Raw genomic sequence first — 12958 nt, forward strand, 5'->3', positions numbered from 1 at the left:
AGAACATGCTGCAACGACTTGCGATAAAACCCAGAAAAATATATAATTTAAAATCATATGATGAGATATTCCTGTACGTACAAATCTTGAAAAGAAAGGCAATTATAGCAAATGAAAAAATTAAAAACAGCTATCATCGGATGTGGCAAAGTTGGTGACTTTCATGCAAAAGCTTATGTGAATATTGAAAACAGCGAATTTACAGCGGTTTGTGATAACAATATAGAGCGGGCAAAGTCATTTGCAGAAAAATATGGAGTAAAAGCATATTCAGACATTGAAGAAATGATTACAAAAGAACAGATTGAGGTGGTAAGTATCTGTACCCCTCATCCCCTCCATGCAAATCCGGCGGTTATTGCTGCTGATTGCGGCTGTAATGTTCTTGTAGAAAAGCCTTTGGCATCATCTTTAGAAGATTGTGACAGAATTATTGAAGCGGGCAATCGGAACCATGTGCAGATTGGAACTATGGTGCAAAGGAGATTTTACAGACCGGCCATGAGAATCCGCAAGGCAATTGATTCCGGAAAGATCGGAAAGCCAGTGCTGGGAACGGTAACCATGCTGGGATGGAGAGATAAAGACTACTATGACAGCGACCCGTGGAGAGGAACCTGGAAAGGAGAAGGCGGAGGAGTTATGGTAAACCAGGCCCCCCACCAGATCGATCTTTTGCAGTGGTATATGGGGGAAGTTGATGAGGTTTACGGTGTATGGAAGAACCTGAATCATCCTTACATTGAGGTAGAGGATACAGCCGTTGCTGTTATTAAATTTAAAAATGGCGGAGTCGGAAATATTGTTGTTTCAAACAGCCAGAATCCTGCCCTTCATGGCAAGGTTCATATATTTGGCGAAAATGGCGCTGCTGTCGGTGTTCAGACAGACGGAGGTCAAATGTTTATCGCAGGAATGTCAAATATAACGGAAGCTCCCTATAATGATATCTGGACCGTTCCTGGTGAAGAGGAAATGCAGCCTGTATGGAAAAAAGAAGACACAGATTTCTTCAACAGTGTGGATTCCATGTATTATTATCATCAGCAACAGATCGAAGATTTTGTCAGTGCAGTAGCAAATGGAACCAAACCCCTGGTGGATGCAGTTGAGGGAAGGAAAACAGTAGAAATATACACAGCCATTTACAGGTCAACTGAAACTAATCAAGTGATTAAATTTCCAATAAAATAAGGAGTCAGACGAATGAAGTTGTCTTATAATGAAGCCACTGCAAAAGGCTGTTCCGATCTCTTGACAGATTTGGAATTATGTGAAAAGGCAGGCTTTGACTATATTGAAATACGGTTGGATATGCTTGAGGAGTATTTGCGGAAACATACGTTAGAGGAACTGGTCCGATTTTTTAAAACCAGCAGACTAAAACCTCACGCCATGAATGCTTTATATCTTTATCCGGAGTTTCTCAGTGATTCCGATGATCCGGAAAAGCAGAAGGAACTGATGAATGAATTCTTATTTGGATGTGAGGTAAGCAGAGCGATCGGCAACCATTATTTTATTATTGTTCCTCCTTTGCAGAGAGATCCTCTTGGCGGTCCGTTTATAGGAGATAAGGAAAAGACCTTTGCAGACTGCGTAAGGATTCTGGGTAAATTAAGTGACATTGCAGAATTTTATGACATTAATTTATGTTTTGAGCTGGTTGGCTTTAATAGAAGCAGCGTAAGAAGCATTTCAGAAGCAGACCGGATCATCAGAGCTGTAAACAGAAAGAATGTAGGTTTTGTATTTGACTCCTACAACATTTATCTGAATGGAAAATTAAATGATTTCAGTGAACTGCAGGCAGTGGAGCCGGATAAGATTTTTGCTGTTCATCTGATAAGCGGTCTGGAGGTTCCTGATGAAGAAATGGGACAGGATAAAAGATGTTTTTGTGACAGAGGAGTAGTGGACATTGACAACTTTTTGCAAAATTTGAAAAAGACAGGTTATGAGGGGATGGTATCAGTAGAAACCTTTAATCCGGATTATTGGAAACAGGCTCCCCAACTGGTTATACATGAGGCATTTCAAACTCTTGAGAAAAAATTATTAGAAAATAAGTGTATTTAGAAGGGAAAAACATAACATGACACCTATGATGTTTATTATTATGTTGGTATCAGCAATTATTATACTTACGGTGCTGACTTTAAAGCTTAAGATGCATCCGGTTATAACCTTGTTTCTTACAGCAACATTCATCGGATTGGCTTCCGGCGTATCAATTACAGATACCTTTGCTTCCATTAAAAATTATTTTGGTTCGACCTTGGGAAATATCGGTATTATGATTATATTTGGAGCGATTCTTGCGTCAGGAATTTCTGATACAGGAGCGGCTTCCAGTATTGTGAATTTCTTCATTAAGCTGTTTAGAGGAAAAAGGCTTGAATTAGCACCAGCCCTGACCGGCTTTATTATGAGTATTCCGGTTTTTGGAGATATTGCTATTATTTTAAATGCTCCGATCTCTGCAATCCTGGCAAAACGCAAAAAGATGGGTATGCAGCAGGTTGCACCATTTGTAAATCTGGGACTGACCTTAACTCATGGCCTGGTTCCTCCTACGCCTGGTGTACTTGCAGTTTCCATCACCTTGGGCGCAGATGTGGGTACTGTAATTTTATGGGGACTTGTGTGCAGTATTGTCTCCTTTGTAGTCAGCTATATCATCCTTTCACCGGTTTATGCAAAATGTGAATACATTGAGCCTTTGGCTGATTATACAGAGGGAATCGAAGCGGTTGACGAAAATGAATCTGTAGATACCCTTTTAATCAAAGAAGAAAATTGTCCTGGTGCCTTTGCATCCTTTTTACCTCTTCTTTTGCCGGCTGTCATGATAGCAGTTGGTTCTATCGGTAAGGTGTTTGCGGAAGAGGGCAGTGCGGCATATAAGTTTTATAACATCTTTGGAGATACCATTTTGGCGTTATTCTGCGGTATTATTTGTCTTGGCTTACTGGTGTTCGGAAGAAAGAGCAAGGTTGTGGCAAAAGCAAATATGGCGTCAGGAGAAGCTGAGTTAACAGAAAAGAGCTCATGGTCTGAAATCGTTTTTGGAAACTGGGTTGGAAGAGCTTTGAAAATTGCCATCGGAGCCCTGCTGATCACAGCTATGGGCGGTGCTATGGGAGGAATCCTGAGAGAAAATGAAGCGATTTCCGTCATTGGAAAATCCATCGCTGAAACTAATTTTCCGGCTATTTTAGTTCCATTTTTACTGGCGGCAATTTTAATGACAGTTTGCGGTTCCATGACAACCGCTTCTATGACAGCGGCGGCATTGATGGTAGAACTTTTACCTATTCTGGCGATCAGCCCTGTTGTGGCCACCCTGGCAATTGGTGCAGGCTCCATGGTGGGCTGGCACGTAAATAACAGCGGGTTCTGGATCTTTACCTCTCTTTATGGATTTGATACAAAGCAGGGACTTAAATATTTTACATCAACCAATGCAATCGGCGGTATATTGGCCTTTGCGTGTCTGGTACTTATTTCGTTTACAGGACTTATTTAATGAAAAGCAAATAGGAGAAATCATTTGATTTTTTATTTTAAGAAAAGCAGAAAGGTTTTTATTATATGGAGCATTATATTGACGGTCATTGGCTATACGATTTTGCCTTTGCTCTTTAAAAATGGCTCCAACAGACTGATGGCCTATGTCCTGGTCCCTGTAATATCCGTATATCTGGCTTTGTATATCGGAAGATTAATGGGGTACAAAATCTTTCAGGAGAGCTTGCTTCTTCTCTACCAGAATATGGAAGTAGAGAGATTTATAGTGGAACTGGAAAGCATGATGAAGGCAAGACTTTCAAAGAAAGAGAAATGTTTATTAATACAGCATTTATCAAATGGATATATTGCTGCCGGTGATTTTCATAAAGCAAAAAGTATTTTAATGGATTATATGCCCCTTGCAGAAATGCTTGGGGCAGATATGGAGTTTACTTCAAATATTATTTCGGCTATGATTCAAAATAGAGAAACAGAGCAGGCAGATATTGCCATATCAGATTTAAAGCAGGTAGTCAGCCATGAAAAAGATAAGAGTAAAAAGATGAGACTGCAGAAAACCTTAGCATACCAGCAGGCTTGTCTGGAAACCATAAAGGGTAGCAAGAAGTACTGTGATGTACTCGAAAATGATTTTATTAGCTCTAAATCAATTCTGCATAAGCTTAATGTAAGTAGATGTTTGCTGGAATTGTATAAAGCAGATGGTTATCAAGAAAAGCAAAAGAACATAAAGGATTATATTAAAGAAAACGGGAATCAACACTATATGGTAAAAAAAATTACGTAGAAAAATAATTAATATCCTTGTAAAACAAACTTATGCACAATGAACCAATAGTACATCATCAACGTTTCGTATCATTGATAGGAGTCTAATATGCATGGGTTTGAAAATTATAAAGAAAAGTTGTTGACGGAACAGATTGAGGAACAAATTATTGATTACATTGCAAAAGAACAGATAGAGTCGGGAAAAAGACTTCCGAATGAATATATACTTGCTGAAAAATTTGGTGTTGGCAGAAGTACTTTGCGGGAGGCAGTTAAACTTTTGGTCGCCAGAGGGGTATTGACGGTTCGCCACGGATCAGGAACCTATGTGGCAAGTCCCATACCTCTTGACGACGACCCTCTTGGCGTGCGCGGAATTGATGACAAGATTTCTCTGGCTATGGATTTTGTCAATGTCAGATTAATGCTGGAGCCGGAAATAGCGGCCCAGGCAGCTCTTAATGCTACAGAAGAAGACATTAAAATGCTGACTGAACTCTGTGACAAGCTGGAAGAAAAAATCTTGAAGGATGAGCCGTATATCCGTGAGGATATTGAATTTCATACATTCATTGCGAAATGCTCCAAGAACCGGGTAGTAGAACAATTAATTCCTATTATCGATACGGCTGTATTACTGTTTGTAAATGTAACACACAAGACCTTGATCGCAGAGACAATAAAAACCCATAGAGCATTGACCGAAGCGATTCGGGACCATGATTCCATCAGTGCCAAAACTTCTATGCTGATGCATATTATTCACAACAGGGATAAGATTAAAGAAATAAAAGAAGCAAGAGATAAAGACAATCCGAATGATGAAAATATTAGAACGAAAAGGAAATAAGAGAGGAAAATCTGTGATGGGCATTGATATAAATACATTAAAGAGTCAGGCGACCAGAAAAATAGCTCCGGAAATGGATCCTTTGAAAATGGGAATGGGGTGGACATTACATGATCTTGAAAAGCCCCAGATCATTATAGAAAGTACCTATGGAAACAGCCACCCCGGTTCCACACACCTGGATCATTTCATTGAGGAAGCAGCTAAAGCTGTAAATGAAAACGGGGGTAAGGCAGCCAGATATTATGCCACAGATATGTGTGACGGAATGGCCCAGGGACACGATGGGATCAATTACTCCCTGGCCCATAGAGAAGCAATTGCCAACCTGGTGGAAGCCCAGGTCAATTCCATCACCTTTGACGGAGGTATTTTTATTGCAAGCTGTGATAAAGGTATGCCGGCCATGCTTATGAGCATCGGGCGCTTAAAAGATATGAGCGCCATTGTTGTCAGCGGCGGAGTGATGGAGGCAGCTGTTGTAAAAGACGAATATGTTGCAGATGATCAAAGCTGTGCCATTAATGAGCTGCTGACACTGGAACAAATTGGAAAGTTTTCTGCAAAGCATGAGCGTGGGGAAATATCTGATGAACAGATGTCATATTATAAGCACAATGCCTGCCCCAGCTGCGGTGCCTGTTCCTTTATGGGTACGGCGGCAACCATGCAGGTCATGGCAGAAGCTTTGGGACTGATGCTTCCGGGGACTGCGGTCATGCCGGCTTTAGCCCCGGAATTGAAGCAGGCTTCCTACGATGCTGGCGTTCAGATCATGAAGCTGGTGGAGCAAAATATTACGGCAAAAGATATTGTTACAATGAAAAGCTTTGAAAATGCGATTATGGTACATGCGGCCATTTCCGGTTCCACCAATGCGGTGATGCATATATCAGCCATTGCCCATGAATTTGGATTTGATATTGATGCGGATACCTTTGATCGGTTACATAGAGGTGCCCATTACCTTTTAAATGTAAGACCGGCAGGAGACTGGCCTGCCCAGTATTTTTATTATGCAGGCGGAGTTCCCCGCATTATGGAAGAGATCAAAGATATGCTTCATTTGGATGTTATGACCGTTACGGGAAAAACACTTGGAGAGAATCTGGAAGAACTGAAAAAGAACGGATTTTATGAGCATTGTGATGAGATCCTGTCAGAAAAAGGAAAAGAGATAGGGCGGGAAATCAAACGCACAGAAATCATCCGTGATTTCAGCCAGGCAATAGGCGTAGATGGAAGCATTGCTATTTTAAGAGGGAACTTAGCGCCGGAAGGAGCTGTGATCAAGCATACGGCATGTCCTAAAAATATGTTTCAGGCAAAGCTGAATGCCAAGCCTTTTGACAGCGAAGAAGAAGCCATAAATGCAATTTTCAAAGGCAATATCAAACCGGGAGATGCGGTATTCATCCGGTATGAGGGACCCAAGGGAAGCGGAATGCCGGAGATGTTCTACACAGGAGAAGCGATCTGTTCAGATCCGGAGCTTGCGGCCAGCGTTGCATTGATTACGGATGGAAGATTCTCAGGAGCTTCCAGAGGACCGATTGTGGGACATGTTTCTCCGGAAGCAGCAGCAGGAGGTCCTATTGCACTGGTGGAAGAAGGGGATATCATAGAGCTGGATGTGGAAGCCCGCAAATTAAATATCATTGGTGTAAAAGGCATGGAGAAGACTCCGGAAGAGATGGAGGATATTCTGGAGGAAAGAAGGAAGCATTTAAAAGAATTTAAAAGCAAATATACAAGAGGCCTTTTAAAACTTTACACCCAGCATGCAACAAGCCCCATGAAGGGCGCTTATATGGAATAGAAGCGGAATAAAACCGAAACAACCGTCTGGAGAACGAGGATGTTCTTCAGGCGGTTGTTTTTTATAAGGAAAATAATAAAAGATTTGTGACGATGCTTGACTGTTATGCAATATTCAACTAAAATTATGTGACATGTAAATGTTTGAGTCTACTACAGAAAGGTATGCTATGGGAATCATAAAAACCTCTAAGCTGATATTCGATTACATCAGGAAAGACGAAGAAGAAAATATTGAAGAAATAAAGCGGGCCATTGACGGAGTCAGCGTAGATATTGAAGCAGGAAAGTTTGTGGCTGTTCTGGGGCACAATGGTTCCGGCAAGTCCACTTTTGCAAAGCACTTAGATGCCATTTTACTGCCTACAGAAGGAACTGTATGGATTCAGGGCCTGGACACCTCCAAAGAAGAAAACTTATGGGAGGTTCGAAAGAGAACAGGAATGGTATTCCAGAATCCGGACAATCAGATCATCGGAAATGTGGTGGAAGAAGACGTGGGATTCGGTCCGGAAAATCTGGGCGTTCCCACAGAAGAAATATGGAAACGGGTGGAGGAGAGCTTAAAAGGAGTGGGCATGGCTGCTTACCGCTTAAAATCTCCCAATAAGCTTTCCGGAGGCCAGAAGCAGAGGGTTGCCATTGCCGGAGTCATGGCCATGCGGCCTCAGTGCATTGTTTTGGACGAGCCTACAGCCATGCTGGACCCTAACGGCCGAGCGGAAGTGGTGAGGACTGTCCGGGAGTTAAATAAAAAAGAAGGCATTACCGTAATCCTCATCACTCACTATATGGAAGAAGTCATCCATGCGGACCGGGTCATTGTCATGGATGAGGGAAAAATAGTCATGGATGGAACTCCCAGGGAAATATTCTCCAGGGTGGAGGAGTTAAAATCCTACCGTTTGGATGTCCCCCAGGTGACGGAGCTGGCTTATGAGCTTCAGAAAAACGGAGTGGACTTACCTGACGGAATATTGACATTAGAGGAACTGATGGAAAAACTGCTTCCCATGTTTACAGAGCGTTTTCCTGGAAAGGTTACTCTGGGAAATGGAGCAGAGAATGGCGATTAAAGCAGAACACTTGAATTATATTTACGGCCAGGGTACGGCCTTTGAACAGCATGCCTTAAAGGATGTGAATTTAGAAATCAAAGATGGAGAATTTGTAGGCCTGATCGGCCATACAGGCTCCGGCAAGTCCACCCTGATTCAGCATTTAAACGGGCTTTTAAAGGCTACCAGCGGAGCCATCTATTATAATGGAAAGAATATTTATGAGGCAGGGTACGACTTTCGGGCTTTGAGAAGCCGTGTGGGTCTTGTATTCCAGTACCCGGAGCATCAGCTTTTTGAAATTGATGTATTTTCCGATGTGTGTTTTGGCCCCAAAAATCAGGGACTATCCAAAGAAGAGGTGGAAGCCAGAGCCAGGGAGGCTCTTTCCATGACAGGACTTGATGAAAGCTTTTATAAGCGTTCTCCCTTTGAGCTTTCCGGCGGGCAGAAGCGCCGGGTTGCCATTGCAGGAGTTCTGGCCATGAATCCGGAGGTGCTGATTTTAGATGAACCTACGGCAGGCCTGGACCCAAAGGGACGGGATGAGATTCTGGATCAGATTGAACGGCTCCATAAGGAGCGGAACATGACCATTATTCTGGTTTCCCACAGCATGGAGGACATTGCCAGATATGTGGACCGGATTCTGGTGATGAATCACGGGGAAAAGGTATTTGACGATACACCAAAGGAAGTGTTTAAGCATTATAAGGAGCTGGAGGCTATGGGACTGGCAGCTCCAAAGATCACTTACATCGTCCATACCCTGCGGGAACATGGAGTTCCTATTGATGACAACACTACTACCATAGAAGAAGCCAGAGACGGGATACTGAAGCTTCTGAGAGATGGCCGCTGATCTGCCTTAGGGCAGGGCAGGCCTTCTTAAAAACAGGATCGGAGATATTATGCTGAAAGATATTACTTTAGGACAATATTATCCGGTGGATTCCATCCTTCACAGGCTGGACCCCCGGACAAAGCTGTTTGGGACTATGATTTACATCATATCCCTTTTTATTGCGGACAACATATGGGCCTATCTGGCAGCCACCATTTTCCTGGCAGGGGCCATCCGGCTGAGCCGTGTTCCCATCCGGTTTATGGTGCAGGGATTAAAAGCCATTGTGTTCCTGCTTTTAATCAGCGTCAGCTTTAACCTGTTTCTGACTCCCGGAGAAGCCGTATTCCAGTTGGGATTTTTGAAAATAACGAAAGAAGGAATCCAGACAGCAGCCTTTATGGGAATCCGTCTCATTTATCTGGTGATAGGCTCTTCCATTATGACTCTTACTACCACTCCGAACCAGTTGACTGACGGATTGGAAAAAAGCCTTGGATTTTTAAAGAAAATCAAAGTTCCCGTTCATGAGCTGTCCATGATGATGTCCATTGCCCTTCGTTTTATCCCCATTCTGGTAGAGGAAACGGATAAGATCATGAAGGCTCAGATGGCCAGGGGAGCTGATTTTGAAACAGGAAATTTAATTCAGAAGGCAAAGAACATGATTCCCCTTCTGGTTCCCCTGTTCATTTCCGCATTCCGCCGTGCCACAGATCTGGCAATGGCTATGGAAGCCAGATGCTACCGGGGCGGGGAAGGCAGGACTAAGATGAAGCCCCTTCGGTATGAGAAGCGGGATGGGGCGGTTTACGCACTCTGTCTGGTCTATTTGGCAGTTATTGCAATACTTCGGATAAAAGCCTGAGGAATCTATAAAAAGGAGAGTATATGAAACGGGTTAAGATGATTGTGGCCTATGACGGTACCAATTACTGCGGATGGCAGCTCCAGAATAACGGAGTTACCATTGAAGAGGTTTTGAACAAGGCGCTGACGGATTTGCTGAAGGAGCCGGTGGCAGTCATCGGGGCCAGCAGGACGGATTCAGGAGTTCACTCTGAGGGAAATGTGGCCGTCTTTGATACGGAAAACCGGATGCCGGCGGATAAAATCTGCTTTGCATTAAACCAGAGGCTGCCGGATGATATCCGGGTTCTGCAATCCGAAGAGGTGAGCCCTGACTATCATCCCAGAAAACAGAATTGTGTAAAAACTTATGAATACAGGATTATGAACCGGAAAATCGAAATTCCCACCATGAGATTATACAGCTACTTTTGTTATTTTCCTCTGGATGTGGAACTGATGAAAAAAGGAGCCGCTTATCTGGTGGGAGAGCATGATTTTAAAAGCTTCTGCACCGCAAGGGGTCAGGCAGAGGAAACGGTGAGAACCATTTACAGCCTGGACGTGGAAAAGTCAGGAGATTTAATTACTCTTCGGATCAAAGGAAGCGGATTTTTATATAACATGGTGCGGATCATCGCAGGAACCTTGATGAAGGTGGGAATGGGTGTTTATCCTCCCGGACACGTGGAAAAAATTCTCGATGCCAGAGACCGGAATGAAGCGGGTCCCAAGGCGGCAGCCAAGGGTCTTACTTTGATGAGCCTGGAATACGAAAAGGAATTGGAACAGGAAATCAAGGGAGAAAACAAGGAATGGAGCTATACTCTCTCCCAGGAGGAGATTGTTTCAAAAGGAAAAGCCCGCCTTATCATTCACCGGTGCAGGGAAGAGGATTTTGAACGGCTTCTGATCCGGGTAGTCCATCAGGCAGTGCGCAATGGGGCTGGGACTGTTTATGTAAAGGATGAGGAGAATGCAGAAAGAATCATTTCGGGAAAATCTTATGGATTTTATGTCTTTCATTCTTCTGATGAGGAGCAGGGCTGGTATGTGACACAAAAATAGGATTCTGTTTACAGAAAATTGAAAAAAGATAAAAGATACCAGGAGGATTATAATGAAGAAAGGCATCGGATTCAGAAGTATTGGAATAAAAATGCTGCTGGGGATTCTGCCTGTTGTTGTACTGGCTCTCGTTCTTTTAAACAGAATCAGTGTATCTACGGGCAGAGACTTGATTGAGGAGCAGAGCAATGCCAGTATGCATTCAGAATTGAAGGCAAGTATAAACGGAATCAATGACTATCTGAATACAGTGGAAGCAACGGCAATGAACCTTGCACATATGGTTGGTTCCTCCTATGAGAGCACAGAGCTGGAGGTTTACGGAAAGGCAATTGATAGAATCATATGGGATAATGAGCTGATTTTGGGAAGCGGAATCTGGTTTGAGCCCAATGTATATGACAGTCAGGAGAAATACATAGGTCCTTATTGGTACAAGGAAAACGGCAAAACATCTTTGACTTATGATTACAGCAATAAGGATTACGACTATTTTAATCAGGAATACTACATGCTTGCAGCAGCAGGGGGCAAAGAGGCAGTTATTACAGATCCTTACTACGATCCCACCCTTGATGTGATAATGGCTTCCTGCACTGCACCTATTTATGATAGCCGGAATAAATTCATTGGGGCAGTTACAGTGGATATGGAACTGGGAAGCATTGATACCATGATTCAGTCCATAAAGGTAGGAGAAAAAGGTTCTGCCATGCTGACAAATTCTGAGGGAGTGTATATTTCCGGTGTGGAAAAGGAAAAGATAACAGCAGCAATGAATATGGCCCAGGATGAAAACAGTTCTCTGGCAGCTGCAGCAGCAACCATAATTTCCACTGATTCCGGCAGATCTTTCTATCAGGAAGGGGCGGAAACCTATAACCTTTACTATGACAAGGTGCCTGGTGTAAATTGGATCATTATGATTAAAATGCCCCAGTCAGAACTTCAAAGGCCAGTGAACCATTTAAATTCCCAGCTTATGAAGCTAAGTGCAGCAGCGCTCCTTTGCTGCGTTGTGGCAGTGCTGCTTCAGGTAGCAGGAATTGCTTCCGGATTAAAACGGGTGAAAAATTTTGCCGGTTTTCTGGCAGCCGGAGATTTTTCCATACGTCCTTTAAAGACCAGAGGAAAAGATGAACTGAGCCAGATGAGTCATTCCTTAAATAATATGTTTCGAAGCAATAAATCCCTTATGGAGCGGATATCCGTTCATGCCGGAGGAATCAGCGGTGCAAGTGAACATTTAAACACAGCATCTGCTGACTTACTTCAGGAATTTCAGGATATCAGGACCTATATGGGCGATGTGGATAAAGCCATGATGTCCTCCAGTGCAGCCACAGAAGAGGTTAATGCCTCGGTGGCAGAGGTTAATTCCTCAGTGGAAGTCCTGGCTGATGAGACAGAAAAATGCAGCAAAATGGCCGGAGAGATCATGGAGCGTGCCAGAGACATCGAAAAAAACAGCAGGGAAGCGTATGAAAATGCAATCGGCATATCCGGGGAACGGGAAAAGGATTTAAGACTTGCAGTGGAACATGCTAAGGTAGTAGAAAAGATCGGGAACATGGCAAAGATTATTTCTGATACAGCTTCTCAAATCAACCTTCTTTCCTTAAATGCTTCCATTGAAGCGGCCAGGGCCGGTGAACAGGGAAAAGGATTTGCAGTGGTAGCAAGAGAAATTGGAAAGCTTTCCAAAGATACCTCTGATATTGTAAAAGAAATTGAAGTGACCATTGACGGAGTTCAGAATGCCTTTGCCATGATGATGAGCGGTACGGAGTCCATGCTTAAATTTTTAAAAGAAACAGTTACCCCTGATTACAGCCGTTTTGTGGATGTGGGCCGCCAGTATGGGCAGGATGCGGTTTCCATTGAGGAAATCTCCAATGAAGTGGCTGAAATGGCCGGAAACATCAATGTGGTTATGCAGGAAGTCCGGGATGCGATTGAAAATGTATCGGAATCTGTACAGACCACGGCAGGCAACAGCAGCATGGTTCTGTCTGCTATAGAAAAGGCACATAAAGTAGTACGGAATATGGCTGAAATGGCTGAAAACCAGAAACAGGTGGCAGAAGAATTGAGCGAAGCTGTTGCCGGTGTAAAGCTGTCATAATATTTTTTGTTCTTTTGTTCTTTTGCTCATTTTTACAGGAA

General features: G+C 43.2%; 11 protein-coding genes. All 11 read left to right on the forward strand.

Annotated elements, in window-relative coordinates; genetic code table 11:
• Positions 1 to 111 precede the first annotated feature (111 nt).
• The 11 genes from V7M78_RS01170 to V7M78_RS01220 all read left to right on the forward strand — a co-directional run bounded on the left by V7M78_RS01170 (position 112) and on the right by V7M78_RS01220 (position 12917).
• Positions 112 to 1194, forward strand: coding sequence for a Gfo/Idh/MocA family protein (locus V7M78_RS01170; protein ID WP_333645617.1), 1083 nt, complete (start codon positions 112 to 114; stop codon positions 1192 to 1194).
• A 12-nt stretch (positions 1195 to 1206) separates the two neighbouring features.
• Complete coding sequence (locus tag V7M78_RS01175) at positions 1207 to 2079, forward strand: sugar phosphate isomerase/epimerase family protein (protein WP_333645618.1); 873 nt, start codon at positions 1207 to 1209, stop codon at positions 2077 to 2079.
• Positions 2080 to 2095: 16 nt separating this feature from the next.
• A complete protein-coding gene (locus V7M78_RS01180) occupies positions 2096 to 3529 on the forward strand; it encodes a GntP family permease (RefSeq protein ID WP_333645619.1) in 1434 nt (477 codons plus the stop codon).
• Between the two features lie 24 nt (positions 3530 to 3553).
• Positions 3554 to 4321 carry a hypothetical protein gene (locus V7M78_RS01185; protein WP_333645620.1) on the forward strand — a complete coding sequence of 256 codons (768 nt, stop codon included), beginning with the start codon at positions 3554 to 3556 and terminating at the stop codon, positions 4319 to 4321.
• A 90-nt stretch (positions 4322 to 4411) separates the two neighbouring features.
• A complete protein-coding gene (locus tag V7M78_RS01190; RefSeq protein WP_333645621.1) occupies positions 4412 to 5155 on the forward strand; it encodes a FadR/GntR family transcriptional regulator in 744 nt (247 codons plus the stop codon).
• A gap of 16 nt (positions 5156 to 5171) precedes the next feature.
• On the forward strand, positions 5172 to 6974 hold the full coding sequence (ilvD, locus tag V7M78_RS01195; protein WP_333645622.1) for a dihydroxy-acid dehydratase: 1803 nt from the start codon (positions 5172 to 5174) through the stop codon (positions 6972 to 6974).
• Positions 6975 to 7143: 169 nt separating this feature from the next.
• Positions 7144 to 8049 (forward strand): energy-coupling factor transporter ATPase, encoded by a 906-nt coding sequence (locus V7M78_RS01200; RefSeq protein WP_333645623.1) that lies wholly within the window; start codon positions 7144 to 7146, stop codon positions 8047 to 8049.
• Positions 8039 to 8893 (forward strand): energy-coupling factor transporter ATPase, encoded by an 855-nt coding sequence (locus V7M78_RS01205; RefSeq protein WP_333645624.1) that lies wholly within the window; start codon positions 8039 to 8041, stop codon positions 8891 to 8893. The genes V7M78_RS01200 and V7M78_RS01205 overlap by 11 nt, the downstream gene beginning before the upstream one ends.
• 49 nt (positions 8894 to 8942) lie before the next feature.
• Entirely contained in the window at positions 8943 to 9743 is an 801-nt protein-coding gene (locus V7M78_RS01210; RefSeq protein WP_333645625.1) for an energy-coupling factor transporter transmembrane component T family protein, read from the forward strand.
• Positions 9744 to 9766: 23 nt separating this feature from the next.
• On the forward strand, positions 9767 to 10792 hold the full coding sequence (truA, locus tag V7M78_RS01215; protein WP_442914606.1) for a tRNA pseudouridine(38-40) synthase TruA: 1026 nt from the start codon (positions 9767 to 9769) through the stop codon (positions 10790 to 10792).
• 52 nt (positions 10793 to 10844) lie between these two features.
• Complete coding sequence (locus V7M78_RS01220) at positions 10845 to 12917, forward strand: methyl-accepting chemotaxis protein (RefSeq protein ID WP_333645626.1); 2073 nt, start codon at positions 10845 to 10847, stop codon at positions 12915 to 12917.
• Positions 12918 to 12958 lie beyond the last annotated feature (41 nt).

The organism is Lacrimispora sp. (genome assembly GCF_036758025.1).
Lineage (GTDB): Bacteria > Bacillota > Clostridia > Lachnospirales > Lachnospiraceae > Lacrimispora.

Bases quoted from the DNA above. Each gene is read 5' to 3' on its own strand.
- V7M78_RS01170 (WP_333645617.1), top strand. From the start codon at position 112: ATGAAAAAATTAAAAACAGCTATCATCGGATGTGGCAAAGTTGGTGAC.
- V7M78_RS01175 (WP_333645618.1), top strand. From the start codon at position 1,207: ATGAAGTTGTCTTATAATGAAGCCACTGCAAAAGGCTGTTCCGATCTC.
- V7M78_RS01180 (WP_333645619.1), top strand. From the start codon at position 2,096: ATGACACCTATGATGTTTATTATTATGTTGGTATCAGCAATTATTATA.
- V7M78_RS01190 (WP_333645621.1), top strand. From the start codon at position 4,412: ATGCATGGGTTTGAAAATTATAAAGAAAAGTTGTTGACGGAACAGATT.
- ilvD (WP_333645622.1), top strand. From the start codon at position 5,172: ATGGGCATTGATATAAATACATTAAAGAGTCAGGCGACCAGAAAAATA.
- V7M78_RS01200 (WP_333645623.1), top strand. From the start codon at position 7,144: ATGGGAATCATAAAAACCTCTAAGCTGATATTCGATTACATCAGGAAA.
- V7M78_RS01205 (WP_333645624.1), top strand. From the start codon at position 8,039: ATGGCGATTAAAGCAGAACACTTGAATTATATTTACGGCCAGGGTACG.
- V7M78_RS01210 (WP_333645625.1), top strand. From the start codon at position 8,943: ATGCTGAAAGATATTACTTTAGGACAATATTATCCGGTGGATTCCATC.
- truA (WP_442914606.1), top strand. From the start codon at position 9,767: ATGAAACGGGTTAAGATGATTGTGGCCTATGACGGTACCAATTACTGC.
- V7M78_RS01220 (WP_333645626.1), top strand. From the start codon at position 10,845: ATGAAGAAAGGCATCGGATTCAGAAGTATTGGAATAAAAATGCTGCTG.